The sequence below is a fragment of the Polyangium sp. 6x1 genome (genome assembly GCF_029946515.1).
Taxonomy (GTDB): Bacteria; Myxococcota_A; Polyangia; order Polyangiales; family Polyangiaceae; genus Polyangium.
The window spans coordinates 50460-77124 of the sequence record NZ_JARZHH010000026.1 but is presented as its reverse complement, the minus strand read 5'-3'; the positions used below and the strand labels follow the sequence as shown (position 1 = coordinate 77124).

Below are 26665 nucleotides of genomic sequence, written 5' to 3'. Positions count from 1 at the left end.
GAGAGACGGTGGCGGTTCGGTGGAGGTTTGAGGGATTGACGCCGATTGTATTGCATGCCCTTCATGGGTCATGGAACGACGATTTCCTTGGGCGGCAGGGCTCGTGATTGCGGTGGCGGCGTGCATCGCGGCGTGCGGAGGCGGAGGCGGCGGCGGGAGCGGCGGCGCAGGCGGAAGCGGCGGCGCGGGCGGAGACGGAAGCGGCGGCGCGGGCGGGAACGGCGGCGCAGGCGGGGTCGGCGGCGCGGGCGGGGGGCCGGGGCCCGCGTGCACGGCGGCAGAGGACGCGCTCGTGCTGGGGTCGTGGCCGTGGCTCGGATTCGAGGACCCGACGCCGGATCTGACGGGCGGCGCGCAGGCGACGGTGGCGGCGGTGGACGCGCTCGGAATGGATCTCGCATTCGATGCGGGAGGCATGCCCGCGCGGTTCGCCTGGGAAGGCGCGAACCTCGGGGAGGTGTTCGCCGTGGGGGACGTGGTGACGGCGAAGCAGGACAATCAATCGTACCTCGTGAGCGGCGCGAAAGGGCAAGCCGTGGCGATGCGGTATGCGAACGCGGAGATCCCGGCGATGTTACCGGCGATTCCGGGCGGCGGGCCTTCGCTGTCGCTCGTGGTCGAATGCGTGAATCAGCAGAAGAAGAGTTGTCCGGAGACGGAGTACCGGACGCTCTTTTCGATCAACGCCGTCGCCGGCAATGACGAGGAGCAGATCCCGAGCGGCGGGACGACGCAGGTGGGGGACTGGAAGATCCACCACGTGAAGACGACGTTCGTCGATTTCTACACCGGGATGGAGTGCACGCAGGAGCGGTTCTTCGACGGGATGGTGCAGGCGCTCGAAGTGAAGCCCTGAGAGCGTGCCTCGCGCGCGTGCGTGGCTTTCATCGAGGTTTCTCCCTGCGTCGGATGGCCCTCATCCGCTGTACACAGTATCGGAGGCCCTCGCGCAAATCTCGACGAATGATGATCGAGTCCATCCGGATGTTCTTCTCCTCGGTCATCTTCGCGACCTCGGGCTGGATCCCTGTGAGAATGCCCGTCGCGCCGAAAAAGCGAAACCCATGGACGACCCGGACGAGATAGTCCGCGGTCATCTGGTCGATCACATCCACCCCATCGATGTCGACGATCACGAAGTAGGGCTCTTTCTCGAACACCCTGTTGAATGACTTCTCCATGAAGCGCGCCGCCCGCACGGAGTCGAGGACGCCAGCGAGCGGAATGAACAGCACCCCATCCCAGATCTGCGTGATGGAGACGGAGAGCTCGCTCACGGCGAGTTGCAACCGGCTCATCCGGTCGCGTGACGCATCGAGGTCTCGACGCAAAGCATCGTTCTCCACGAGGCGCTGCTTGGAGCGCTCCTCTTCCATCTCGGCAGACCAGAGTCGAATGCACTCACCGAATCGATCGGCGACGATCGAAAGGAATCGCTGATGCTCCAGGGATATGGGCAAAGCTTCCCCCGCGGGTCCCGTCACCCGCACGCTCAGCGCACCGATCTCCTGTTCATCCCAGAAGATGCGCGTTGCGTGGACTCCCGGTGCGTCTCGGAAGCCGTGCGTCGAAAAGGAGAAATCATCGAAAATCCGGACCTGAGCGCTCACTTGCTCGGGCGAAAGGAAGCCGTACGGCACGAGGTCGACCATCCGCTGGAGCTGCTCCTCGGAGACCCGTTGCGTGCCGCGCGAGAGCTCGTACAGCGCTTGGAGGCAGGACATCTCCCCCTCACGCGCGGCGATGACTTGCCGCAAGCGAGCGAGCTCGTCGAGCAGCGGCGCGAAGCGCGCTCGCCCGTCCTCGGTCGGGTCGTCCATGCGCGGCGCATCATGGCACGAGGCCGCCCACCCGAAAACAAATCGCGGTAGGATACGGCCGCGATGCCGCCCGCCCAAGGAGGACAACACCTCACATCGACGCTCAGGCTCATTCGCCGCCTCGGCGCAGGCGCGATGGGCACGGTCTGGGCCGCCGAGGAAATCGGACTCGGCAGGCAAGTCGCCGTCAAGGTCATGTCCCCGGGGTATGCGAACGACGACCCCTCGAAGGAGCGGTTTCGGAAAGAAGCACAAGCCGCGGCCCGCATTCGAAGTCCCTACGTCGCGACGATCTTCGGCCATGGCGTGACGGACGACGGGCAGCCGTTCATCACGATGGAGCTCCTGGACGGCGAGACCCTGCGAGACCGGCTTCGGCGCCTCGGACCCTTGCCCATCGAAGAGGTGGTGCGCCTGTTCGGACAAATGGCGAGAGGCCTCGCAGCCGCGCACAAAATGGGCGTCGTGCATCGCGACATCAAGCCCGCCAACCTGTTCGTGATCGACGACGAGGGCGAGCCCTTCGTGAAGGTGCTCGATTTCGGTATCGCAAAGGACCTCGACGCGTCGTCGGAGCTGACGTCGACCGGCGCGATGCTGGGGACGCCCGCGTACATGAGCCCGGAGCAATACGATGACACGAAGCGGGTCGATCACCGGACGGATCTATGGTCGCTCGGGATCGTCGCCTACGAGGCGCTCACGGGGAAAACGCCCTTCACAGGCTCCTCCTTGCCGGCGATGGCGTTCTCCATCGCGAGGGGCGAATTCCAGCCGCCGAGCGCGCTGCGGCAGGATTTGCCGAGGACCCTCGATGGCTGGATGGCGCGGGCGCTCTCGCTCGACGTCGAGGCTCGGTTCGGCTCGACGATGGAGATGGCGGAGACGCTCGCGGCAGCAACAAAGCCGCCCGCGGGACGGGCCGGCACGACGAGCCCGCCGACGACGGCCCCGGATCTCGCGTACGCCGAGACCAAGCCATCGTCTCCGGAAAAACCGCAAATACCTCCACCCTCGAAGCCCGTTTCAGGAAAGGTCGGCGACCTCTTCAAGGCAGCGCCGAAGCGCCCGACCAACGCCTTGGCGCAGGACCTTCCGCAAGCAGGTGAAGGGCCACGGCTCGATATCGTCGAGGATCCGTCGCGGGGGGTTTTGACCTTGTCGCTCGCGGGGAGGTTCGGACGTGCGCTGGCCTTTGACAAACGGGGCGAATCGCTCTTCATCGGGTTCTCGAAGGGGGAGGTCGTCAGCTTCGATCTCCAGGCGAGGCGGGTGAATTGGTCCACGCGGCTGCGCGTGAGCCCCCTTTGCCTGGATACGGGCGCGGGTCATCTCGCGGTCGGCTGTGCGGATGGCAGGGTCCGTCTCTTCGACGCGAGCCGCGGACTCGTGCAGAGCACCCTCCATATCGATGCGACACCGGTGCGAGCACTGGCCCTCGACGAGGGCGCAAAGACGCTCGCGGTGAGCGGCGAAGGCTACCGTGTTACCGGCGAAGGCCACCGTGTTACGTTCTGGAGCGTCTCGACGGGCGAATGCCTTCAGGTCGCGCAGGAACACGCGGACGAGGTTCGCGCCCTCGCGTTCGACGGGAGAAACGGGCTCTGGGCTTCAGGCTCGCGTGATACCACGGTGCGCGTCTGGGACGCCTCCTTCCGTCAAACCCAGGTCCTACGTGGCGGTGTCGTGAACTGCGTGGCATTCGCCGCCGACGGTCGTCATCTCGCAGCGGGATACAGCGACGGGTCTCTGATCTTGTGGATGACGCCCCCACGCTGGGAATTCGACAAGAGGCTCACGGGACACACGAAGCGTATCAACTCACTCGCATTTGTTCATGGCGCAGGCACGGCTGGCGCGCTCGTCACAGGCTCGGAGGATGGGACGTTACGCGTATGGGATGTCGCCACCGGCAGAATGCAAAGGACGGTGGGCACCGGCACCACGACGATCACCTGCGTGAGCACGACGCAAGACGGCCGATATGTCGCCTCCGCGTCGGCGGACGGAGCCGTGCGTCTCTATCGCTGGCCGCTCCATCCGAGCCTGGGTGAACAGCCCGCTGCGAAGTGAAGCCCTGAGCGTCAGGGGAGGTCGAGCGCGAAACGCACGGCGGCCGGGTCGTCGCCGTGCCGGCCCTCGCGGACGCCGGCGTGCAGGCGGACGGCCTCGATTTCATCCATAAATCCGCCATGGCAGCCGCGGGTGTTGTCAGGGATGGCGCGCGGATGCCAGGCGATCGCGTCCGCGGGCGCGCCGGTATACCCCTCGTGCCAGGCGTCGGCGACGAATTCGAGGCCGGCGCGCAAGAGGTCGATGCCGAAGGCATTGGGGCGCGGCGAGGGATCACGCGCCGGATCGAGCGTGAGCGAAATGGATGTCGGGGGCTGTCCGAGCCAGGATCGGGCGCCTCCCTCGCGCGCGATCCATTCCCATTCGGCCTCGGCGAGCAGCCGGAAGCCCACGACGCCGCGAAGCTCGGCCGCGAGGCGCGGCGCGAAGGGGACGGGCGCGTCCGAGGGGACGTATCCTTCGCCGTCGCCGGGGTAAAGGTCGGCAAGCCGCTCGTGGGCCAGGCGCTCGGTGACGGGCGTGCGCGCGCAAAGAAAGGGCAGGACGCGGACGCGGCGCGGGGGCTGGGTCGACCAGCGCACGAATGCGCGCGCCTCGTCCGCGCGGCCGAGGGGGGCATAGAGGGCGGCGATCTCGTCCACCTCGTCGTCGGACAAACCCATCACGAACGTGCCGCCTGGAATGACCACGAAAAACATCTTCGTGGGGCGGTGGACCAGGGAGGGCAGGCCCGCGGCGCCGATGAGCTCCGAGACCGGCGCGAAGGCAGGTCCGAGGGCCTGCGCGATCTCGGACGCGAGGGCAAACCGGGCCTCGGGCGCGAGTGATTCGAAGGCCTCGCGCGAGGCAAGCGGCGCGAAGCGGGGATCCAGCCTTCGGCTGTACGCGGACGAGAGGAGCGTCATCGGGGCGCCACGTGGTGTAACACACCCCGATAGCGAAGGAAACGGCGCGGTTCAGGCGCGGCGGAGCTTGCCGCGATCGATCTTGCCGAGGTGCGTGCGGGGCAAGGCGTCGACGAGGAAGACCTCGCGCGGGGCCTTGTACGGTTCGAGTTTTTCCCTCACGAACGCTTTGAGCTCCTCGGCGAGGCCAGGCCGGTTTTCCCGCGGGAGGACATAGGCGTGCGGCTTCATGAGCCCATTGTCGTCCGTGACGCCGACGACGGCGCACTCCGCGACGGCCGGGTGGCGGAGCAGGCAGTTCTCCACCTCGGCGGGCGCGAGCCATTTGCCGCCGACCTTGAGCATGTCGTCGCCGCGGCCGCAGTACGTGAAATATCCGTCCGCGTCCTTGCGGAGCATGTCGCCGGAGACGTACCACTCGCCGCGGAAGGCGCGCTTGGTCTTCTCCATCTCGTGCCAGTAGCCGATCGCGCGGGAATTTCCGCGCACCCAGAGCCAGCCGACCTCGCCGTCCGGCAATGCGCGGCCGTCGTCGTCGGCGACCTTGACCTCGAACCCGGGGACGACCTTGCCGAGCGTGCCCGGACGAACGTCGCCGGGGCGGTTCGTCAGGAAGATGTGCCACATCTCGGCGGTGCCGAGGCCGTCGCAGAGCTCGACGCCGAAGGCCTTTTTCCAGCGATCGTAGAGCTCGACCGGGAGCGCCTCGCCCGCGGAGGTCGCGACGCGCAGGCAGGAGAGGTCCTGCGCGGCGGCGTCGGGGTGCGAGACCATGTGGTTGATCATGGTGGGGACGTTGATCAAAATGGTCGGGCGGTGCTTCTGGATCTGCTGGAAGAGCGCCTCGGCCGTGCAGCGCTCGGGGAACAGAATGGTGCTGCCGCCGACGGAGAACGGAAAGAGGAGGTTGCAGCCGGTGGCATAACCGAAATAAAGCTTGGGGACGGAGAGGGTGCGGTCGTCCGGGCCATACCCGAGGACGCGCTTGCCAAAGAGCTCGGTCGTGTTGACGAACGAGGCGTGCGTCTGGACAGCGGCCTTGGGCCTGCCGGTGGTGCCGCCGGAGAAGATCCATATCGCGGCGTCGTCGCGGTGGCTCGGGAAGAGGTCGATCGTCTCCGGGACACCCGCGGCGAGGGTCTCGAACGAGGCATGCGGGGCGGGGTTTTCCGCGCCGACGACGAGGATGCGGCGGAGGTGCCGCGCGCCCTTCGAGGCCTCGACGAACGCCTCGAGGTGCTCGGCGTGGACGATCGCGACGGGGGCGCGGGAGTATTCGTAGAAATAGGCGATTTCGTCCGTCTTGAGGTGGCAATTCACCATGACGACGACGCCGCCGATGGCGAGCGTGCCGAAGAAGGCGCCCGCGAACTCGGGGATGTCGGGAAGGGCGACGATGACGCGCTCTTCGGGATGAACGCCGAGCCCCCGGAGGACGTGGCCGAAGCGGGCCGCGAGGCGATCGACGTCGGCGTACGTGAAGCGCCGATCCCCCGCGAGGAGGGCGACACGATCGCCGTGGCCCTCGCGCAAGCGCGCGCGGAGGAACCAGTCGGCCATGTTGAGGTCTTCGGGGATCTCGAAGGGGCGCTCCATGCGCGGGATGGTGCGACGAGGGGGCGCGGGCAAGCAAGCGGATTCGCGGGGTCTAGCGTACCTCGCGCCACCAAGCATCGAGGCGCGCGAGCGAGCGGCGGATGTCGTCTACGTCGAGGACATCACGGACCTCGCCGATACGCGGCGCGAGGAGCGGAAGGTCGAAGCCGCCGCCGCGCGCGCCCTCTTCGAGGACCACAATGGGCTCGTCCCACGTATGCAGCGCGAGATCGAACGTGCTCCAGTGGACAGGCAGGAGAGGCCCGCCGCCGAGCGCGCGATGCGCCTCCATGGCCTGCCAGGGCCCGAGGTGGATGTCGCCCCACGCAGGGTGGAAAGCACCGACTTCGAGGAGAATGAGGTCGAACGGGCCGAATTTCTGGCGAATGAGCGGAAGCGTGGGCTCGGGGCCGGTGTCGCCGGAGAAGAAGACGCGGTGGCGAGGGCCACGGAAGACGTAGCTGGCCCAGAGGGTGGCATTGCGATCGAAGGGGCCGCGGCCCGAGAAGTGCTGCGCGGGGGTCGCGGCGACGACGACGTCGGTGCCGGGGATCGAAGCCTCTTCCCACCAGTCGAGCTCGGTGATGCGATCGTGTGGCACGCCAAACCCTTCGAGGCGGGCGCCGACGCCGAGCGCGGTGACGAAATGAGCGCGGGTGGTGGTCGCGAGGAGGCGGACGGCGGCCGCGTCGAGGTGGTCGTAATGGTCGTGGCTGACGAGGACGGCGTCGAGCGGCGGGAGGGACGCAATGGCGACGGGCGGCTCGTGGAAGCGCTTGGGGCCGGCGAGGCGCGTGGGCGAGGCGCGATCGGCCCAGACGGGATCGGTGAGGATACGCGCGCCGTCGATTTCGAGCATGACGGTGGAATGGCCGAGCCACGCGGCACGGAGGCCCGTCCGCGAAGGGTCACGCCAGCCATCGAGCGGCGAGACCATGGGCAGAGGCGCCGGAGGCCTGCGGGAGACGCGAGGGGCGAGGAATTCGCGCAGGACGCCGAACTCGACGCGCGGCGAGCGCTGGACGGCCGGGTTCATGAAGCGTCCGTCCACGAAGTGCGGAGCTCTCTCCATGCGCGCCCGGCGCGCATAGGCTCGCTCATGGGAGAGGGCGGCGGTCGTTTCGCCCGGAAGGGAAGCTCGGGGCATGTTGGGTTCCTGGATCTTGCTCGAAGGTGAGGGAAAACGCCAGCCGAGCGGAGCCTGGTGCGAGGAGTTTCCACGGACGAAATCGTGCCTCGTGGGCGATCCGAGGCGGCAATCGCGGTTCCAGTTGCCGCGCGCAGGGGGCACCCTTAGACAAACCCGATGCCGGACGCGCTGGCCCTCCTCACGGTCGAGGCGACGAAGAATCACGTGGTCGCCGTCTTCAACCGGGTCCTCATCCTCGTCTTCGAGCGCGAGACGACGCTCTCGGCCGTGGCTGCCTGCCGGCGCGCGCTCGATTTGATGGAGCGAAAATACCCCGAGGGGATCGCGTGCCTGACGATCGTGGCGGAGAACGCGCCGCTGCCCTCGCAGGAGGCGCGCGACGCGCTGGCCGCGCTGGCCACGGGCGCCGGGGGCAAACGGCTCCGGCGTTCGGCCGTGATCTTCGAAGGTGGTGGTTTCCGAAGCTCGCTCGTGCGCGGCGTGGCGACGGGTTTGCAACTGATGGCGAAGCTCCCGTTCCCCCACCGCGTGTTCCATTCGGTCGACGTGGCCGCCGCGTGGATCGCGCCGGACCTGAGCACCCAGCAGATCCGGTTTGCCGTGGACACGGCGAGGCAGAAGGTCCAGACGCACGCGTGACGAGGCGCGCCTCGTCGAATCCGCGCATACCCTCGTCACGAAAGCGCGCTAGAGTGCGCCCCGCCGTGACCCCGACGATCCGATCCTTCCTCCCCCTCCTCGCTTCCACCCTCGCGTTCACCGCTGGCTGCGGGCCCGAGCCGCAGCCGAAGGAGCCGCTCGGCCAGATCCCGAGCGCGACCACGACGGCCAAGCCCGAGTGGATCCCCTTCGCGATCCGCGCAGGCAAACCCGTGGAGGGCGATCCGCGCGAAAAACACCTCACCGACCTGCGGCAGCTCACGTTCGGCGGCGAGAACGCCGAGGCGTACTGGTCGCCCGACGGCAAGAAGCTGATCCTGCAGTCGACGCGCGACGGCGCGGCCTGCGATCAGGAGTTCGTGCTCGACCTCGAGTCGGGCGAGACGAAGCGCGTGTCGAGCGGCAAGGGCCGGACGACCTGCGGCTACTTCTTCTATCCGAAGGGCGACAAGATCCTCTACAGCTCGACGGAGGCCGCCGGCGCCGCGTGCCCGCCGAAGCCCGATCGCTCGCTCGGCTACGTGTGGCCGCTCGATCCGTACGACATCTACACCGCGAACCCCGACGGCTCCGATCTGAAGCTGCTCGTCGGCGGCCCGGGCTACGACGCCGAAGCGACGATGGCGTTCGACGGCTCGCGCATCGTGTTCACGTCGAGCCGCGATAACGATCTCGAGCTCTACACGATGAAGCCGGATGGGACCGACATCCGCAGGATCACCAACACGCCCGGCTACGACGGCGGCGCGTTCTTCTCGCCGGACTCGACGAAGCTCGTCTGGCGCGCGAGCCGGCCCGAAGGCAAGGAGCTCGAAGACTTCCGCGCGCTGCTCGCGAAGGGGCTCGTGCGGCCGACGAAGCTCGAGATCTACGTCGGCAGCCTCGAGGGGCAGAACGCGCGGGCCATCACGAAGAACGGTCGCGCGAACTTCGGGCCGTACTTCCTGCCGGACTCGCGCCGCGTGATCTTCTCGTCGAACCTGGACTCGCCTCCGGACCTGCGCGGCGCGCCGAACTTCGAGCTCTACGTGGTCGACTCCGAGGGGCCCGTGACCGCGACGGGCGCGCCCGCGAGCGACCGGATCACGTTCTACGACGGGTTCGACGGCTTCCCGATGTTCTCGCCCGACGGCAAGTACCTCGTCTTCGCCTCGAACCGCTTCGGCACGACGCCCGGTGAGACGAACGTGTTCGTGGCCCGCTGGGTCGACGACGCAAAATGACCGTCCGCTCGCGCGCGTTCACGTTCCTCGGCGGAAGCCTCCTCGCCGCGGGATGCGGAGCCGGCGAGCCCCCGCCCGCCGCGCGCCCGAAGCCCGCACCCCCCGCCGCCGAAGCGCTCTCGCCCTTCGTCTCCCCCGCGCGCTGGTCCTTTCATCCGCCGACCCCCGCGTCGGCCACGGCGACGCTCGCGACGAGCGACGGCACCTGCCTCGTCGCGACCGCCGAAGGGCACCGCTTCCGCGCCGCGCGCGCCACGAAAGACGGGGCCGCGACGACGTGCAGTGGGCGCGCCGAAGCAGCGCCAGACGCGGCCCCGGAGGCGATCGTGGGCATCACGTCGCAAGGCGCGTCGTCGTGGATCTTCGTGGGACAGAGCGGGCGGATCTACGAAGCCGAAGGCCCGCTCGCGCCGCTCCGGCGCACGATCGCCGCGCCCGCGCGGTTCGTGCAGGTCGTGAGCGGAGGTCGCACGGTGCTCGGCGCGACGGCGAGCGGAGAGCTCTTCCACCTCGACGAGGGCCCTGCGTGGAAGCGCGTGGCGATCCCGGAGCGCGTGTTCGACGTCGCCGTGTCGGACGACGGTCGCGCGCTCGCGCTCGCTCTACCCGAGGCGCTGCTCACGAGCGACGACGGCAAGACGTGGACGCGAGCGAGCGGCGTCCTGCCGATCGGCGCGCGTCGCGTCGGACGCACGGCCGAGGGAAAGCTCGCCGTGCAAGGGATGATCGGGACGATCGTGTGGGATCCGCAGGCGAGCCCGCCGTTCGCGCGGCGTGACGAGGTCGTCCTCGCGGGTCCGGGTTCGATCACGCTCGAGGCCTCGTACGCGCCCTCGGCGAGCTCGGTGCTCGACGGCCGCGCCGTGCTCGACGGCGATCGATACCTCGAGGTGAGGCTGCCCGAGGACGGCGAGGAGCCGGCCTTGTACACGGGCCGGTTCGATGGGCCGCTCGCGAGGAAGCCCCTGCCCGGCACGAGCGGATGCATCGGCCTGAAGCTCGGCGCGCGCGGCCGTCACGTCATGGTCGGTTGCGGCATGCAAAACGACGACGACGCCATCCTCGAGGTCCGCGCGAGCAGCGACGAAGGCGAGCACTTCAGCGAGCCGCTCGTGCTCCGGACGGTCGATCAGCTCCTCCCCGCCATCACGGTGTCGAGCGAGGGGAGCGCGCTCGTCACGGGCGCCTGCAAGGCCCACGGCGCCGCCACCAAATCCAGCGGATGCGGCGGCGCCGCGCTGCTCCTCGTGCGCCGCGAAGGCGGCAAACTCACGGCCACGGTCGCAGAGACGCCTCCGCTCTCCGGCGCGCCGGTCTCGCCGGCGTTCTCCCTCGACGGCCGCTCGGCGTACTTCCTGGCGCGCCGCGGCAAAGACGACAGGCTCGCGCTCTACGTGTCGCACGACGGCGGCGAGACCTTCAGCGAACGCGCGCTCGACCCGTCGCGCGTGCGTCGAGACGACTTCCTGATGTTCGAGAACGGTCAGGAGATCCCCGCGGAGGAGGCCGACGCGGACATCGAGCCGCGGGATCAGGCCGCGCTCAGGCCGGGCGACGACGGCACCGTCGGGCTCACGCTCCTCACGCCGCGCGGGCTCGTGTACGTGACGACGGACGACGACGGCCGCATGCTCGGCGTGGCGCGCCCGCCGGTGGAGCCGGTGCTCGTCGCCGGCGCAGGCCGCCATGCCGTCGCCTTCCTGGTCGCCCCGGAGAGGCCGAACACGGAACACCCGATGGATGCGTGGGAGTCGCTCGACGGCGGCGCGACGTGGGCCCAGATCCCCGCCACGCAGAGCCTCACGCACGAGATCGCCGCGGGTCCGCTGACGATCGTGTGCAGCGACGCCGGTTGCCTCGTCGGCGACACGATGAGCCGCGTCGGTTGGAACGGGCAGGCCGAGCCCTTCCTCGCGCCGCCCGCGGGCCCGCCCGAGCCGCGCCGCGTCCCTTCGCCGCGCACGCCCATCGTCTGCGAGCTCGATCCACGCGTGGACTGGACCCGCATCGAAGACGTCGATCCGATCCACCCGCTCGGTCTCCCCACCGTGGATCAGCTCGCGCGGGGCCGCGCGATCTGGTCCGTGCTCTCGTTCGATCCTCACACGAGCGCCGTGCGCGTGACGGCCGCGCTCGGCCCCGAGCGAGGCGACGGTGAGGCGCGCGTGATCACGCGCTCGCTCCTCGGACCCGCGCCCCAGGGCGCCGAGGTCGCGATCGAGGTCTCGCATCAGACGGAAGGATACGCCGCCGCTCGCGTGCGATTGCCGCCGCAGAAATCGCCGGACGGCCCGCGCGCGACGGGACCCATGCGGGACGTCGAGCTCGCGTGGGAGAACTTCATGGAGGGCACGACCGCCAAGGTTCGTCTCCCCGACGCCGGCGCCTTCACGAGCGGCGACGTCAAGGCGGACGGCGCGCGCTGGCTGCTCGACACGGCGCTCATCTCCGTCACGCCGGGCGCGTTGTTCCTCCGGCCGCACGCCCCCGAGTCGCGCGAGGACCTCACGTTCCTCCTTGATCCGAAGGGCAAACAGAAGACGTTCCCCTACCCCAAGTGGTCGACGTTCTTGCCGAAGGGCGTCGTCGATTTCCGCGTGGATGCCGTGCTCGCCGACGGCAAGCCCATCGCCGTCGCCACGTTCGCGGACGACGCCGATCCGTTCACCTTCCTCCTCGCGCGCCAGGGTGAAAACGGCGCCTGGTCCGCGAACGCGATGACCCTCGCGCCCGGCCCGACATCGAGCGGCGAGCGACTCGCGCGGAGCGACTGGAGCTACATCGGCAGCACGACGCTCGGCGACCTCGTGGTCTACAGCGAACCGCACGCGGGCTTCGCCGCGGCTTCGTTCCACCCGTTCCGCGGCGACGGAACCTTCGGCCCGGCCGTCACCGTTCCGACGCCGCTCGACCTGCCCGACCCGCCTCGCGCCTGCAGACCCGACGAGCGCCGCGCGACGCCTCGCTTCGCCGCGCACGCCTTCGTCGGGCGCGAGAGCATGTACCCCGGTCGCGGCCACCCGGTCCTCGTCAGCGAGTCGCCCGAACGAAAACCCCCGCTCACCGAGCCCATGACCTTTCTCACGGCCGGCGTCGTCCTCCACGGGACGAAAGAAGCGCCTTGTGTCGCCGCCTGGGAGGCGATCGGCATCGGCCCGATGGTCGCGGTCCTCGGGGGCAACCTCGCGCAGAGCTGGGCCTTCCGCCTCGCAACCCCGAAGCCGCCGCCGCCCCCTGCGCCCGGCAAGCCCGCGCCGCCGCAGACCCTCGCGATCGAGCACCGCCCCATGACCTGCCGCTTCGATCCTGGGGCCAAGGTGCCCGAAGCCATCGACGGCCAGCCCGGCACCTACGTCTGGGCCCCCTGAATCGGTGCGCCTGCATACGCGAACAGCTTTTCTCTGACGCAACGCACCTGTCGAAAATCAGACACACCCACCCGAAACGACCGACGGATTCCCCTTCGGTTTCCAGCATTTATCGTTTCTGGTTGATTTGGTCCGGGATTCGCTTATGCCTGCGTCTCGGCTTTCCGGCGTTTTCTGACCGGGTGGCCAGGACGTACCTCCGGGCCATGCGCACGTTCATCGATGTTCTCCGCGACAACACGGTCCATGCTGACCGGGCGGTCACTTTCGTGCGCACGAACGGCCAGGAGCGCCGTATCGCGTATCCGGATCTCTGGGCCGAGGCGAGCCGCCGCGCCCGCGCGTTCCTGGCGCTCGGTCTGTCGAAAGGCGATCGCGTCGCGCTGATCCTCCCGGAGCCGGACGAGTTCGTCCTCTCCTTCATCGGCGCGCTCACGGCAGGCCTCGTCGCCGTGCCGATGTATCCGCCCGCGACCCTCGCCAAGCTCGAAGCCTACGGCGACACCGTGCGTCACGTGCTCGCGGCCTCGGGCGCGCGCGTGGTCGTGACGAACGACGCGCTGCGCCCGCTCATCCAGGAGCACCTGCTCGGCTCGCAGAGCGAAGGGAGCCGCCTCGTGCTCGAGCGCGACCTCGCCTCGATCGATCCGGGCTCCGCGCACGCGGAGCTGCCCGACGTCCGCGGCGAGGATCTCGCGTTCCTCCAGTTCACCTCGGGATCGACCTCGCGCCCGAAGGGCGTGATGGTGACGCACGAGAACCTGAGCGTGAACAGCCACGCGATCATGTTCGACGGGCTGCGCTCGACGCCCGAGGATCGCGGCGTCTCGTGGCTGCCGCTCTACCACGACATGGGCCTCATCGGCTTCGTGGTCGCGCCGGTCTACGCGCTCGTGCAGGTGATGTTCCTGCCGACGATGTCCTTCATCCGCAGGCCCTCGCTCTGGCTCGAATCGATCCACCGCTTCCGCGGCACGATCACGTTCGCGCCAAACTTCGCGTACGCGCTGGCGACACGCGCCGTGACGGAGGGCCAGGCCGGCGGCTGGGATCTCTCGTGCATGCGCGCGCTCGGCTGCGGCGCCGAGCCGATCCAGGCCGACGTGCTGCGCGCCTTCCTCGCGCGGTTCGCGAAAAACGGGCTCTCGCCCGAGAGCATCCTGCCCTGCTACGGCATGGCCGAGGCGACGCTCGCCGTGACGTTCCACGATCTCGGCAAGCCCCTCACGACGGATCGGATCGACCTCGCCACGATGAAGAGCGGCAAGGCTGAGCCGGCGAAGGACGAGGCGCCTTCGCTCGAGCTCGTCTCGTGCGGGCGTGCCTTCCCCGGACACGAGATCTCGATCGTCGGCCCGGACGGCGCGCCGCTCGGCGAGCGTCAGGTCGGCGAGATCTGGCTGCGTGGGCCGAGCGTGACCGCGGGGTATTTCGGCGACGCCGAGGCGACGGCCGAGACGTTCGGCGGCGGCGCTTTGCGCACGGGCGACCTCGGATACCGCGCCGATGGCAACGTCTACATCTGCGGCCGCTCGAAGGACCTCATCATCCTGAACGGGAAAAACCACTACCCGCAGGACATCGAGCGTGTGGCCTGCACCGTCGACGGCATTCGCGACGGGCAATGCGTGGCCTTCGCGCGGCGCGGCGCGAGCGGCGCGGAGGAGGCCGTGCTCGTGGCCGAGTCGCGACGGCTCGGTGACGCGAAACGCGCGCTCGTCGAGGCGGTCACGCACGCGGTGCGGGCCGAGCTCGGCGTGCAGCTCGCCGAGGTCGTGCTGATCAAGCGCGGCACGCTGCCGAAGACGTCGAGCGGCAAGGTGCGCCGCCGCGAGACGAAGATGCGCCTCGAAAACGGGCAGCTCGAGCTCGCGGCGGAGGCGAGCGAGGACACGGGCGCGCCCTTTGATTCCCCTTCCGTTCCTTCTCCCCGCGCGCCGGCCCGGGAGACCGAAACCCGAGGAGCTCTCTGATGGGATCCAGCCAAGCGGACGTCGAGATCAGCTACGACGTCTCCAACGAGTTCTTCCGCCTCTGGCTCGACGAGCGCATGAACTACACGTGCGCGGTCTTCGAGTCGCCCGATCAATCGCTCGAGGCCGCGCAGCTCAACAAGCTGCGGATCCTCAGCGAGTACGCGAAAGCCGGCCCGGGCAAATCCGTGCTCGACATCGGCTGCGGCTGGGGCGCGTGTGTCGAGTACCTCGCGACGACGCGCAAGGTCGACCGGGCCGTGGGGATCACGCTCTCGCGCGCGATGGCCGCGGAGGTGAATCGCCGGAGCATCCCGGGCGTCGAGTGTGTCGCGGCCGATTTCATGCAATGGGAGACGACCGAGACGTTCGACGGCCTCATCTCGATCTGCATGATCGACCATCTCTGCTCGCTCGAGGAAGCGCGGCAGGGCAAGGCCGTCGACATCTACCGGCGTTATTTCGAGAAGTGCTGGAAGATCACGAAGCCGGGCTCGTCGTTCGGCTTCCAGGCGATCCTGCGCAATCGCACGCCGAAGATGCGGCCCTGGGGCGGGCTCGCCGCCGATACGCGAAAGGACCTCGAGGATTTCTCGTTCTCGTCGAAGGAGATCTTCCCGAACGGTCTGAACCCGCGGCTCGACGAGCTCATCCAGGCCATCAATCCCTGGTGGGAGGTCAAGACGCTCCACACGCGGCGCGAGCATTACCAGCGCACGACGGCGGAGTGGCTCCGGCGCCTCCGCCTGAACGAGACGACGATCCGGACGAAGTGGGGCGACAAGGTCTTCGAGGATTACGACCGGTACCTCTCCACCTGCGTCCGCGCATTCGACATCCACTACAGCTCCCTCGTCCAGATGGAGCTCGAGAGGATTGGCTGAGACATGAGTGAGAAGCGCGATCTGCTCGAGATGTTCAAGACCGTGGCCGCGCGCGTCGACAAGCGCCCCTTCCCGAACGTGACGTCTGCGTCGAAGATCAGCGAGCTCGGCATCGACTCGCTCTCCGTGATGCAGATCATCGGGGAGCTCGAGACCGAGCTTGGGATCGTGATCCCGGACGAGGACCTCGTCGAGCTCATCACGGTCGGTGATCTCTGCAAGAAGGTGGAGGCCCGGCTCGCCGCCGGCGGCTGATCCCTCCCCCATGCCCCGCCGCGTCGTCGTCACCGGAATGGGCGTCGTGAGCCCCGTCGGCTCCGACGTCCCGACCTTCTGGGAGAGCTTGCTCGCCGGGCGCTCGGGCGTCTCGTACATCCGCGAGTTCCCCACGGACAAACTCCGCAGCGACATCGCCGCGAGCGTGGGCGATTTCGACGTGTCGCGGTTCATGTCCCCGAAGGAGGCCGAGGTCTACGGCCGCGTGACGCATTTCAGCCTCGGCGCGGCCGTCGAGGCCGTGCTCATGGCCGGGCTCGACAAGGAGCCCGCCGCCCTGCGGCAGCGCGTCGGCTGCTTGATGTCGACGGGCATGGGATCAGTCGACATCTTCGAGGAGCAGATCGCTCGAAGCAACGAGCGCGGCCCGCGCGCGGTGTCGCCGTATTTCGTGCCGGGCGTCATGCCGAACGGCGCGGCTGCGCTCATTTCGATGCGTTATGGCTTCATGGGCCCGTCCTACAGCCTGGCGAGCGCATGCGCGACGGGCACGCATTCGATCGCGACGAGCGCGCTGCTCATCGAGGCCGGCGAGGCCGACGTGATGATCGCCGGCGGCGCGGAGGCGGCGACGCGTCAGAACACCGTGGCCGGCTTCGGCAATGCGCGCGCGCTCTCGAAGGCGTTCGAGGGCGATCCGACCCGCGCGAGCCGGCCGTTCGACAAGCGGCGCCAGGGGTTCGTCATGGGCGAAGGCGCCGGCGCGCTCGTGCTCGAAGAGGAAGAACACGCCAAGCGGCGCGGGGCGAAGCCGCTCGCGGTCGTCGGCGGCTTCGGCATGACGACGGACGCCGAGCACCTCACGCGCCCGCACCCCGAGGGCCTCGGCCTCGCGCTCGCGCTCGAACGCGCGCTCCAGCGCGCCGGCATCGGCCCCGAGGCGATCGATTACATCAACCCGCACGCGACCTCGACGCCGCAGGGCGACATGGCCGAGATCCTCGCGTTCCGCCGCGTCTTCGGCGAGCGGCTCGCGCGGATCCCGATCTCGGCGACGAAATCGATGATCGGCCACCTGCTCGGGGGCGCGGGCGCGGCCGAGACGATCGCGGTCGTGTGTTCGCTGCGGGATCAAGTGCTGCATCCGTCGATCAACATCGACGAGCTCGATCCGGAGCTCGGCTCGCTCGACGTCGTGCGGGACAGAAGGCCCGCGCCCGTCGGCTGGGCGGCGAAGTGCTCGGCGGGCTTCGGCGGGCACAACTGCGCGCTCGTGCTCGGCAAGGCCTGAAACCAGGCGTCAGGGAATGCCGGGAATTCGCCTTCCCGCCGGGTGCGCGATGCCCTAGGTGCTCTCGCATGAGCGCCCACGAGAACAGGCTCGCGAAGGAGAAGTCGCCGTACCTCCTGCAGCACGCGCGAAACCCGGTCGACTGGTATCCGTGGGGCGCCGAGGCGCTCGAACGAGCGAAGCGGGAGGACAAACCCATCCTGCTCTCGATCGGCTACGCCGCCTGCCACTGGTGCCACGTGATGGAGCGCGAGTCGTTCGAGAACGACGCGATCGCTGCGCGCATGAACGATCTCTTCGTCAACGTGAAGGTCGATCGCGAGGAGCGGCCGGATCTCGATCAGGTCTACCAGCTCGTCGTGCAGCTCATGGGCCGGAGCGGCGGCTGGCCGCTCACGGTGTTCCTGACGCCGGATCAAAAGCCGTTCTTCGCGGGAACGTACTTCCCGCCGGCGGACAAGTACGGCGTCCCCGGCTTCCCGGCGATCCTCGAAGCGGTCGCGGATGCGTACAAGCGACGCCGCGGCGAGGTGCTCGCGCAGGCCGGCGAGATCACGCAGGAGATCGCGCGGGTGGGCGCGCTGCCCGCGGGCGAGGTCGCGCTCGGGCAAGACCTCTTGCGCAAGGCGTGCCGGCGTCTGCTCGCGCGCTTCGACAGCCACAACGGCGGCTTCGGCGCGCGGCCCAAGTTCCCGAACACGATGTCGCTCGACGTGCTGCTCCTGCGCGGCGCGCTGGAGGGCGACGCGGTCTCGAAGGAGAGCGTGGAGCTCGCGCTCGACAAGATGCAGAAGGGCGGGATCTGGGATCACCTGCGCGGCGGCTTCCACCGCTACTCGACGGACGCGCGCTGGCTCGTGCCGCACTTCGAGAAGATGCTCTACGACAACGCGCTCTTGCTCCGCCTCTACGTGGACGGCTTCCGCGCGCTCGGAAATCCGCGGTTCGCAGACACGGCGCGCGCGCTCGTCGGCTACCTCTTCGCCGAGATGCGCGACGCGTCGGGCGCGTTCTACGCGACGCAAGACGCGGACTCCGAGGGCCAAGAAGGAAAGTTTTTCGTGTGGAAGCTCGGCGATCTGCGCGCGGCCGTGGGCGACGATCACGAGGCGTACGAGGTCGCGCGCGTCCACTTCGGCATCACGGAGGAAGGCAACTTCGAGGAGACCGGCGCGACGGTGCTCTCGGAGGTGCGCTCGATCGAACGGACGGCGGCGATCGTGGATCTCGCGCCGGATGCGGCGAAACACGCGCTCGAACGGGCGCGGGCGAAGATGCTCGCAGCGCGGGAGACGCGGCCGCGGCCCACGCGCGACGACAAGATCCTCGCGAGCTGGAACGCGCTGCTCATCGGCGCGCTCGCCGAGGCCGGCCGCGCGCTCGACGAGCCTTCGTGGATCGGCGCGGCGGAGGTCGCGTTCGCGGCGATCGAAGAGCGGCTCGTGAAGAACGGCCGCGTGCGCCGGTACTACATGCCGGGCGAGAACGAGGCGCCGGAGGCGAGGCGCGGCTTCCTCGACGATCAAGCCTACGTCGGCAGCGCTGCGCTCGACCTGTACGAGGTCACGGGCAACCCGCGGTACGTGGCGGTGGCGCGCGCGATCGCCGACGCGATGATCGCGCACCACGAGGACAAACGCGAGGGCGGCTTCTTCTTCGCGCCCGATGACGGCGACGCGCTCATCGCTCGCACGAAGGACGTCTTCGATCAGGCCGTGCCGTCCGGCGCGTCCATGGCCGCGGAGCTTTGCCTGCGGCTCGGCGAGCTCGCGGACGAACGGTACACGGAGCACGGACGGCGGCAGATCGAGCCGATCGGCCCCACCGCGATCGACAACCCGCTCGGCCTCGGCAAGGCCGTCGCCGTGCTCGATCGGCTCGTGCGCGGGACGGTGGACGTGGTGCTCGTGGGAGATCCGTCGAGCGAGCGAGCGCGAGCGTTCGCGGCGGCCGTGTTCCGCCGCTACTTGCCGCACAGGAACGTGGTGTGGGTGGATCCGCGCCGGCCGGAGACGGCCGAGGCGGTGAAGGTGCTCGCCGAGGGCAAGGGCGCGCGGGGCGACGACGTCGTGGCGTATGTTTGTCGGAATCGAACCTGCTCGGCGCCCGTGTCGGACGTGACGGCGCTCGAAGCGCTGCTCGACAGGGGATGAAGATCAGCGCCGCGGCTGCTGCGGGGCTGGCGCCTTCGCGGGGATCACGGTGCGCTCGGCTTCGGTCTGCATCGCGACCTTGAACGCCGTGGTTTGTCCGGGGATGAGGTTCACGGTGATCACCTTGTCCTTCGCGCCCTTGCGCTGGATCGTGATCTCGTGGTTGCCCGGGGGGAGCGACACGTTCGTGTGCGGCGCGGGGCCGAGCTTGCGCTTGCCGTCGACGATCACCTGATCACAGGCCGGATCGCAGACGAGCGAGAGAAACCCGTCGGCCTTGATCATCTTCGCCGCGACGCGCGCCGCGATGTCCGGCGGAGGCTCGGCCGGAGGCGCCGCTTGCTGCGAGAGCGCGACGTTGAGGAGCGCGGTTTCGCCCGGCTTCACCACGACCTCGACCTTCTTCTCCTCGTATCCCTTGCGGCGCAGCGTGAGCTTGTGCGTCCCGGCAGGGAGCTCCGCGCGCACGATCGGGGAAGGCCCGATCGATTTGCCGTCGACGAGGACGCCCTCGCAGCCCGGGTTGCACGCGATGGTGACGAAGCCGCTCGAACGCGAGACCTCGGGCTTCGGCTTCGACTCGGGGCGGGTCGACTCGGCGGCGAGCGCGACGCCGGGGACGACGAGGGCGAGCACCAGGGCAAAGGCGTGCTTCATCATGACCATTGTGCCTTCTTCGACGGCCCGCGTGGAGCCGCGATGCACGCGGATTTCACTCGCCGCGCGGCCGATTCCGACAGAGGCCGACCTCACACGTCCCGGACCCTTTTTCGACCTTGCAGGTACACTTTTCCACCGGCGCCGGCGCCCCGGACTGCGCGCAGCCCCGGGCGAAATCCGGGGCGCGCTCGGCGGAGGGCGAGCACACGGTCACCTCGCTCCCGGAGTTGTCGTCGAAGTCCGTGAGGAACGTACAGGTGCACGCGTAAGGCGAGCCGCGCTCCTTCTCGCACCCTGCGCCGAGGACGGCGGCGAGCGCAAGGAGGAGCGCGGCGAGGCCGCTATTGGCTGGGCGGCGTGACATCCGCCGCCTTGTCGCGGATGTGGAACTCGACGCGCCGGTTGGTCTGCCGTCCGGCGGCCGTGTTGTTGTCGGCGATGGGCTTGCGCGGGCCGAAGCCGGCGGCGCTCAGGCGATCCGCCGCGATGCCGCCCTTCTTGATGAGGTACTCCATCACGGCGTTCGCGCGATCGGACGAGAGCTTCTCGTTGAGATCATCCGAGCCGCGGTTGTCCGTGTGGCCCTCGATCGCGAGGTGCTTGATCTCGGGGTTCACCTTGAGAAGGCGCACGACCTCGTCGAGGATCGGATAGCTCTGCTGCAAGATGGTCGACTTGCCCGTGAGGAACTCGACCTTCTTGAGGATCTGGATCTCGTTCGAGCCGGTCACCCTGCGGATGAAGGTCGGGCAGCCGTTTTTCTCCGCGTCGGGGTTCGCGTCGCCGGGCTCCTTCGGGCATGCGTCCTTCGCGTCGCTGATGCCGTCCTTGTCGGGATCGTCCTCGGGGCAGCCGTCCTGATCGTCGACCTTGTCGAAGTCCTCGGGCGTGTCGGGGCACTTGTCGACGTTGTCGGGGATGCCGTCGCCGTCGCGATCGGGCGGCTGCGGGCAACCGTCGTCCGTGTTCGGCGGCTTGTGATCCTCGGGATCCGTCGGGCACAGATCGACGTCGTCCGGCAACCCGTCCTTGTCCGTGTCCGCGCCGTGCTCGGCCCAGCGGCCCGTCTTGAAGCGCTTTCCAGGCGACGGCGGGTTCGTGTCCTTGATCGGGAACGCGTACCCGACGGTCGCGACGACGCGGAAATCCGGCGCGTATCCAGGCGTGATGCGCGTGCCGCCGCCCGCGCCGACCCACGCGCGCTTCTTCTGATCGAAGGCGTAACGGCCCTCGACCATCCACTCGATCGGCGTGTTGTCGACGTCGAAGAACGTGTCGTCGGTGATGCCCGTCGAGCCGAAGATCTGCGCGCCGAGGCGGAGCGCGCCGCCGCGCAGCGGCAAGAAGCCGCCGACGCCCCAGCGCCACTCGGAGCCGGATTTGAAGTCGTTCACGCCGCCCGCGGGACGGAACTGCAGGCCCGTGTTGAAGACGAAGAAGAAGCTCTTGAGGTCGTACTCGGCCGCGACCTGGAAGCCGCCGCTCACGCTCTGATCGCCGCCGAACGAGTCGTTGTCACCCGTCGGCAGCCAGATCGCGCCTTCGAGGCCGAGCTTGAAGCTGCGCGCGGGGTTCCGCCAAAGCAGCACGCGTCCGTCGAGGCGCATATCCATGGGCGCCACGGTCCGCATGCTGACCGGCTGCGATCCCGAGACCTGCGCGAGGTACGTCGTGCCTCCGTCCTGAAAGAGGATGACCGGCAGGTTCACCTGGAACGCGAAGCGCTCGAGGACCTCGATGCCGACGTCGAGGTAGCTGATGAGCTGCGGGCCGACGGGCGCGCTGCTGCGCTGGGTGAAGATGCCGGCGTTCCGCGGATCGTCCTGGTGGTTCTCGATGCGGAACGGGTTCAGCGCGAAGCCCATGCCGAGCTGGCCGAAGAACCGCGTCTGCGGGTTGAACTGCGGACGCCAGAGGCCGATCGCGTCCTCGGGCGCGCCGCCGATGAAGAGGCGATCGAGGTACATCGTCGACTGCTGCGCGTCGGCCTCGGCGGGCGCGAGGAGGCACGCCGCAGCCGCGAGGGCGGCCGAGCAAGCCGATGCAACGCGGCGCAGGAGGGACGGGCGACGGGGCGTGGCCGCGCGCTCGTCGGAGGGGCCTCGCGCCGCGGTGTCACCGGCGGACGATCGGGCTCGGGGATGGTCGACTTGGGCCATGTCTTCGGCGTCTCCTCGGCGCGCTGCGCGCGGAAGCGAGGGGCCCGGCCGCGATCACGCGCGTTTCATCACCGGACCCCCGTGCAAGCGGAGGCTACACCAGGCGTGCGGGCACATGGAATGTCTTGCGGTGTAGGGAGGGCCCTCAAGCACGAGCCCGTCTCCTCCCTTGCCAGCGGGCCGTGATCAGGTCAGACAGACGACGCGCGATCCAGGCCGTTTCGCGGTCTTGACCAGCAGGCGGACCTGTGCTTACTTTGCGCGCCCCGAAAAACGAAGGGTTCCGAAGGGTCCTACGATGAAGCGCACGTTCCAGCCCCACAACACCCGCCGCGCGCGTACGCATGGCTTCCGGGCACGCATGGCCACGAGCGGTGGCCGCAAGGTCATCAACAACCGCCGGCGGAAGGGCCGCGCGCGCCTCGCAACGTCGATCTACAAGAAGTAACGTCGTGGGCGAGCCACGCCCTCGCCAAACATTCACGCGAGCCCAGCGGTTACGGCGCCGCCCTGATTTCCTGCGCGTTCAGGAGGGCGGCGCCCGGGTCACGACGCGTCACCTCCTGATCCTGATCGCCCCCCGCCCCGACGACACGACCACACGCCTCGGCGTGGTGGCGTCGCGAAAGGTGGGGTGCGCCGTTCAGCGCAACCGTGCCAAGCGCTTGCTCCGTGAGGTCTTTCGCCGGCACGTGGCGTCGTTTCCGCGAGGCGTCGACGTCGTGGTGATCGTGCGTCCGGGCGTGGACGAGCTCGCCTACGGGGAGCTCGAAGCGGAGATCCTGGCCGTGCTGCCGCTCGTGCGCAAACGCGCGACCGGCAAGCCGAACCCGAGCGCGGAGTCGGGCCCGAGAAACCGCGCAGGCGATGGGCGCAAAGGCGGTCCTTGAGCTTGCAAGCAGGAACGCGGGCCCCCAAGCTTCGCCTCGCGATCTCGTGATGGGAGCCGCGGCCGACGCGTCCTGCCTCGCCACACCTCGCGCTCTCCAGCGTCGCCCGCCCCGCCCTGCATCATGCTGGCCAAGCTCCTCCTCCTGCTGATCCGCGTCTACCAGCTGACGCTCTCGAAGGTGCTGCTCGCGCTCTTCGGCCCTGTCTGTCGGTTCGAACCGTCGTGCTCGCGGTACGCCGCCGCGTGCATTGCCGGTCATGGAGCGCTGCGCGGGAGCTTGCTTTCAGTGAAGCGCCTGTGTAAGTGCCACCCGTTCCATCCGGGCGGCTACGATCCTCCGCCGCCTCCACGGATCGGTCGCACGCGCACGGAGGAGCCCGCGCGGCACGGCCCGGATCAGAGGGTGGAAGGTACGAACCTTTCTTCCCAGCACGCTCGAGTTTCGTCGTGGAGCAGTGGCGCGGTCCATGAGGCTGGCTAGGTTCCTCTCGCATGCTCGCCAGGCGAGCGAACCCGTCCGGGGGGATCACGCGGCCACGGGGCGGGGCAAGGATCAGTAGGGTTTGACGGCAAGGAGATTGCCGAAGGATTTCATGGAACGCGGCAAAATCGTTCAGTGGGTGCTCATCGGCATCGCTGCCATCCTGTTCTGGCAGTTCGGCGGCAACCTGTTCGGCAAGGGCCACGAAGACGTCCAGCCGAACACGTTCTACGACGCCGACCGACTGCCGGACGACAAGCGTCAACCCGAGCAGATTTGCACGATCAACGGTCCGCGCTTCGAGGCGGAGCTGTCTTCGCGCGGCGGCTCGCTGCGCCACCTTCGGCTCACGGACGAAGGCAAGTACTCGAAGGGCGGCAAGCCGATCGATCTCGTGACGACCTCGCAGGAGTGGCGCCAGCCCCTGCGAACGGACCTGCGTTTGCCCGGGGTCGCGAAGCAGCAGACGCCCTACGACAACCTCGACTGGACGCTCGCGGCGCAGGACGGCAAGTCGTGCACGTTCGTCTACGAGGACGCGAGCTCGAAGATCACGAAGGTCGTGCGCGAGACGGGCAAACCCTTCGAGCTCGAAATGACGCTCGACGTGAAGAACCTGTCCGCCGAGCCGCTCAAGCACAGGCTCACGGTGGAGCAGACCTCGTGGCGCACGACCGAGGAGACCAAGGGCAGCCTCGGCCGCATCTCGGAGCACATGACGGACGTCGTCGCGACGACGACGGAGAAGGTCGACCGCCTGCACGTCGACGCGTTCGAGCCGAAGGACTTCAAGGACAAGGAGTTCACGAACGAGCTCTGGCGCCGTAGCCCCGGCGCCGCGAAGTGGGTCGCCGTCAGCAGCGTCTACTTCACGAAGGCCGCGATCCCGGTCGAGGGCCCGACGGCGTTCGCCGAGACCCAGATCGAAGAGGACTGGAACCGCGCCAAGTACAGCGCAGCCGATCGCGAGAAGGACAAGGACACGCACGGCCACGTCTACCGCGCGCGCCTCGCGTACCCCGAGGTCGAGCTCGCGCCGCAGGCGACGCAGACGTACAAGGTCCTGAGCTTCAACGGCCCGAAGGAGCGCGAGGTGCTCGCGGCCGTTGGTCCCGGCATCACCGAGACGATCGATCTCGGCACGTTCTCGCCGATCGCGAAGGTCCTCGTCGGCTACCTGAAGGTCCTCCACAAGGCCGTGGGGAGCTGGGGCTTCGCGATCGCGCTGCTCACGATCACCGTGCGCATGCTGCTCTTCCCGCTCAGCATCTCGCAGATCAAGAGCAGCGCGGCGATGCGCCGGCTCAAGCCGGAGATGGACGAGCTCAACACTCGCTACAAGGACGACCCCGCGCAGCGCGGCCTCGCGCTCCAGGAGCTCTGGCGCAAGCACGGCGTGACGAACCCGGTGCTCGGCTGCATCCCGGTGCTGCTTCAGATGCCCGTGTGGTTCGCGCTCTACCAGGCCCTGCAGACGGCGGTCGAACTCTACCACGTGCCCTTCCTGTCGGCCCGGATCATCCCGGACCTCTCGGACAGGGGCGAATACTTCGTGATCCCCGCGATCCTCGGCGCGTCGAGCTTCTTCCAGCAGAGGCTCATGCCGCCGCAGGGCGACCCGATGCAGCAGAAGATGATGCAGTACATGCTGCCGGGCATCTTCGTGGTGATGATGCTCTACCTGCCCGCAGGCCTCGGCGTGTACATGCTGACCAACACGTGGCTCGGCATCGCCCAGCAGGTCGCGGTCGAGCGCTACCTGAGCCGCAAGACGCAGGGCTCCGCCGGCATCGAGGTGCGCGAGAAGCCAGCGAAATCTTCGGGCGACGAAACCAAGTCGGCGCCTGCTCTTGGAAAGGGAAAGGCACGTGTCCGTGGATAATGGAGCTCCCGGGAAGACCAGCGTGAACGCCGAAGGCACCCGGCACGACGACGACGAGCGCGACGAGCGCGCCGCCGAGGCGAAAGCCCCGTTCGAGGAGGATGGTCGCGCCGATCAAGCGCTCGACTTCGTCATCGATACGCTCGCCGCGATGGGCATGGACTGCACCGTGGACCTGCTCGAGAACGAGCCGGAAGATCCGCCCGAGGAGATCCGGCTGGAGATCGAGGGCAGGGACGCCGGCCGCATCATCGGCAAGAAGGGCCAGACGCTCGCCGCGCTGCAGTTCCTCGCCAACCGCGTGATCAACCGGCCCGGCAAGCAGCGCCGCCACGTGATCATCGACGCCGAGGGCTACCGCGCGCGCCGCGAGGAGACGCTCACCTCGATGGCCCGTCGCCTCGGCAAGCAGGCCGTCGAGGAGGGAAAGATCATCACGTTCGAACCGATGAACCCGCAGGATCGCCGCGTCGTGCACCTCGCGCTCGCGAAGTTCCCCGGCGTCGTCACGAAGAGCGACGGCGAGGGCGACGCGCGCCGCGTGCAGATCATCCCCGTTCGTCGTTAGTCGCCTGAAGAGATCGTGCGGGGCGGTGGGTTCATCGTCCCCGCGATCCACCGCATCCACACGCTCCATGATCGGTTGACAGCGTGGGGACGGTATGCATAATGCCGCTCCCTCGTCGTCTCCGGCAGGCGTGGAGCCGTTTGCCCCAACAGCCGGGACCATCCCCAGTCGAAGGACCGCGACATGCTCACCTCGAACGTACTTGCGAAGATCGAAACCCCGCAGCTCCGCGAGGGGCTCCCGGAGTTCCGGGTCGGCGACACCGTCCGGGTCCACTACCGCATCGTCGAGGGCGAGAAGGAGCGTATCCAGGTCTTCCAGGGCGTCGTTCTGAAGCAACATCGGGCCGGTGCGCGCAGCACGTTCACGGTCCGCAAGGTGAGCTTCAACGTGGGCGTGGAGCGTATCTTCCCGACGCACAGCCCCCGTATCGACAAGATCGAGGTGGTCTCGCGCGGCATCGTTCGTCGCTCGCGCCTGTTCTACCTCCGCTCGCTGGCCGGCAAGGCCGCCCGCGTGCGCGACGCCAAGGACGGCTGATCCGGAAGGCCCCACCCGGGGCCTTTCGCCTCCGCTCTCTCCCGCTCTCGTCGAACGCATCACGAAGGGTGTCCAGGGCTCATCCAGCCCAGGACACCCTTTCGTGTTTCGGCCGGTCACGCGCCCCCCTCCCCGCCTGCCGCGCGGGCCCTTTCTTCCTTCACCGCGCGC

23 protein-coding genes are annotated in these 26665 nt (G+C 68.7%); 16 read left to right on the top strand and 7 right to left on the bottom strand.

Annotated features, from left to right (window positions below):
• Positions 1-70: 70 nt before the first annotated feature.
• Positions 71-856 (top strand): hypothetical protein, encoded by a 786-nt coding sequence (locus QHF85_RS23985; protein WP_281329614.1) that lies wholly within the window; start codon positions 71-73, stop codon positions 854-856.
• Positions 857-884: 28 nt separating this feature from the next.
• Here the strand turns inward: QHF85_RS23985 and QHF85_RS23980 are convergent, their stop codons facing one another.
• Positions 885-1652 carry an STAS domain-containing protein gene (locus QHF85_RS23980; protein ID WP_281329613.1) on the bottom strand — a complete coding sequence of 256 codons (768 nt, stop codon included), beginning with the start codon at positions 1650-1652 and terminating at the stop codon, positions 885-887.
• 231 nt (positions 1653-1883) lie between these two features.
• Between QHF85_RS23980 and QHF85_RS23975 the strand changes: the two genes are divergently transcribed.
• Positions 1884-3893 carry a serine/threonine-protein kinase gene (locus tag QHF85_RS23975; RefSeq protein ID WP_281329612.1) on the top strand — a complete coding sequence of 670 codons (2010 nt, stop codon included), beginning with the start codon at positions 1884-1886 and terminating at the stop codon, positions 3891-3893.
• Between the two features lie 11 nt (positions 3894-3904).
• Here the strand turns inward: QHF85_RS23975 and QHF85_RS23970 are convergent, their stop codons facing one another.
• From QHF85_RS23970 to QHF85_RS23960, 3 genes are read right to left on the bottom strand one after another with little or no spacing between them, the layout of a single operon-like run.
• Positions 3905-4798, bottom strand: a complete 894-nt coding sequence (locus QHF85_RS23970; RefSeq protein ID WP_281329611.1) for a hypothetical protein — start codon at positions 4796-4798, stop codon at positions 3905-3907.
• A gap of 51 nt (positions 4799-4849) precedes the next feature.
• Positions 4850-6394 (bottom strand): benzoate-CoA ligase family protein, encoded by a 1545-nt coding sequence (locus QHF85_RS23965; RefSeq protein ID WP_281329610.1) that lies wholly within the window; start codon positions 6392-6394, stop codon positions 4850-4852.
• A gap of 52 nt (positions 6395-6446) precedes the next feature.
• A complete protein-coding gene (locus tag QHF85_RS23960) occupies positions 6447-7430 on the bottom strand; it encodes an MBL fold metallo-hydrolase (protein ID WP_281329609.1) in 984 nt (327 codons plus the stop codon).
• A 270-nt stretch (positions 7431-7700) separates the two neighbouring features.
• Here QHF85_RS23960 and QHF85_RS23955 point away from each other — a divergent pair, with 270 nt between their 5' ends.
• The 8 genes from QHF85_RS23955 (at position 7701) to QHF85_RS23920 (ending at position 19312) form a co-directional block, all read left to right on the top strand.
• On the top strand, positions 7701-8183 hold the full coding sequence (locus tag QHF85_RS23955) for a hypothetical protein (protein ID WP_281329608.1): 483 nt from the start codon (positions 7701-7703) through the stop codon (positions 8181-8183).
• Between the two features lie 65 nt (positions 8184-8248).
• Positions 8249-9427 carry a hypothetical protein gene (locus tag QHF85_RS23950; RefSeq protein WP_281329607.1) on the top strand — a complete coding sequence of 393 codons (1179 nt, stop codon included), beginning with the start codon at positions 8249-8251 and terminating at the stop codon, positions 9425-9427.
• Positions 9424-12795 carry a hypothetical protein gene (locus QHF85_RS23945; protein ID WP_281329606.1) on the top strand — a complete coding sequence of 1124 codons (3372 nt, stop codon included), beginning with the start codon at positions 9424-9426 and terminating at the stop codon, positions 12793-12795. The genes QHF85_RS23950 and QHF85_RS23945 overlap by 4 nt, the downstream gene beginning before the upstream one ends.
• Before the next feature lie 206 nt (positions 12796-13001).
• Positions 13002-14768: a fatty acyl-AMP ligase gene (locus QHF85_RS23940; RefSeq protein ID WP_281329605.1), complete on the top strand. Its 1767-nt coding sequence runs from the start codon at positions 13002-13004 to the stop codon at positions 14766-14768.
• Positions 14768-15652, top strand: coding sequence for a class I SAM-dependent methyltransferase (locus QHF85_RS23935; RefSeq protein ID WP_281329604.1), 885 nt, complete (start codon positions 14768-14770; stop codon positions 15650-15652). The genes QHF85_RS23940 and QHF85_RS23935 overlap by 1 nt, the downstream gene beginning before the upstream one ends.
• 3 nt (positions 15653-15655) lie before the next feature.
• On the top strand, positions 15656-15907 hold the full coding sequence (locus QHF85_RS23930) for an acyl carrier protein (RefSeq protein ID WP_281329603.1): 252 nt from the start codon (positions 15656-15658) through the stop codon (positions 15905-15907).
• A 10-nt stretch (positions 15908-15917) separates the two neighbouring features.
• A complete protein-coding gene (locus tag QHF85_RS23925) occupies positions 15918-17159 on the top strand; it encodes a beta-ketoacyl-[acyl-carrier-protein] synthase family protein (protein ID WP_281329602.1) in 1242 nt (413 codons plus the stop codon).
• Between the two features lie 68 nt (positions 17160-17227).
• Positions 17228-19312 (top strand): thioredoxin domain-containing protein, encoded by a 2085-nt coding sequence (locus tag QHF85_RS23920; protein WP_281329601.1) that lies wholly within the window; start codon positions 17228-17230, stop codon positions 19310-19312.
• A 3-nt stretch (positions 19313-19315) separates the two neighbouring features.
• On the opposite strand, the gene QHF85_RS23915 is transcribed toward QHF85_RS23920, so the two are convergent.
• From QHF85_RS23915 to QHF85_RS23905, 3 genes are read right to left on the bottom strand one after another with little or no spacing between them, the layout of a single operon-like run.
• Entirely contained in the window at positions 19316-19972 is a 657-nt protein-coding gene (locus QHF85_RS23915) for a PEGA domain-containing protein (RefSeq protein ID WP_281329600.1), read from the bottom strand.
• A 52-nt stretch (positions 19973-20024) separates the two neighbouring features.
• Positions 20025-20336, bottom strand: a complete 312-nt coding sequence (locus QHF85_RS23910) for a hypothetical protein (protein ID WP_281329599.1) — start codon at positions 20334-20336, stop codon at positions 20025-20027.
• A complete protein-coding gene (locus QHF85_RS23905) occupies positions 20314-22131 on the bottom strand; it encodes an OmpA family protein (RefSeq protein ID WP_281329598.1) in 1818 nt (605 codons plus the stop codon). The genes QHF85_RS23910 and QHF85_RS23905 overlap by 23 nt, the downstream gene beginning before the upstream one ends.
• A 298-nt stretch (positions 22132-22429) precedes the next feature.
• On the opposite strand from QHF85_RS23905, the gene rpmH reads away from it, so the two are divergent.
• The 6 genes from rpmH to rplS all read left to right on the top strand — a co-directional run bounded on the left by rpmH (position 22430) and on the right by rplS (position 26494).
• Entirely contained in the window at positions 22430-22579 is a 150-nt protein-coding gene (gene rpmH / locus QHF85_RS23900) for a 50S ribosomal protein L34 (protein WP_271917600.1), read from the top strand.
• A 4-nt stretch (positions 22580-22583) separates the two neighbouring features.
• Positions 22584-23021 (top strand): ribonuclease P protein component, encoded by a 438-nt coding sequence (gene rnpA / locus QHF85_RS23895; RefSeq protein ID WP_281329597.1) that lies wholly within the window; start codon positions 22584-22586, stop codon positions 23019-23021.
• A 123-nt stretch (positions 23022-23144) separates the two neighbouring features.
• The gene (gene yidD, locus QHF85_RS23890) at positions 23145-23504 is read left to right on the top strand and encodes a membrane protein insertion efficiency factor YidD (RefSeq protein ID WP_281329596.1); all 360 of its coding nucleotides are present in this window, start codon (positions 23145-23147) and stop codon (positions 23502-23504) included.
• Positions 23505-23616: 112 nt separating this feature from the next.
• Complete coding sequence (gene yidC / locus QHF85_RS23885) at positions 23617-25386, top strand: membrane protein insertase YidC (RefSeq protein ID WP_281329595.1); 1770 nt, start codon at positions 23617-23619, stop codon at positions 25384-25386.
• Positions 25379-25954: a R3H domain-containing nucleic acid-binding protein gene (locus QHF85_RS23880; protein ID WP_232379609.1), complete on the top strand. Its 576-nt coding sequence runs from the start codon at positions 25379-25381 to the stop codon at positions 25952-25954. Before yidC ends, QHF85_RS23880 begins: the two co-directional genes overlap by 8 nt.
• A 183-nt stretch (positions 25955-26137) precedes the next feature.
• Positions 26138-26494 (top strand): 50S ribosomal protein L19, encoded by a 357-nt coding sequence (gene rplS, locus QHF85_RS23875; protein ID WP_281329594.1) that lies wholly within the window; start codon positions 26138-26140, stop codon positions 26492-26494.
• Positions 26495-26665 lie beyond the last annotated feature (171 nt).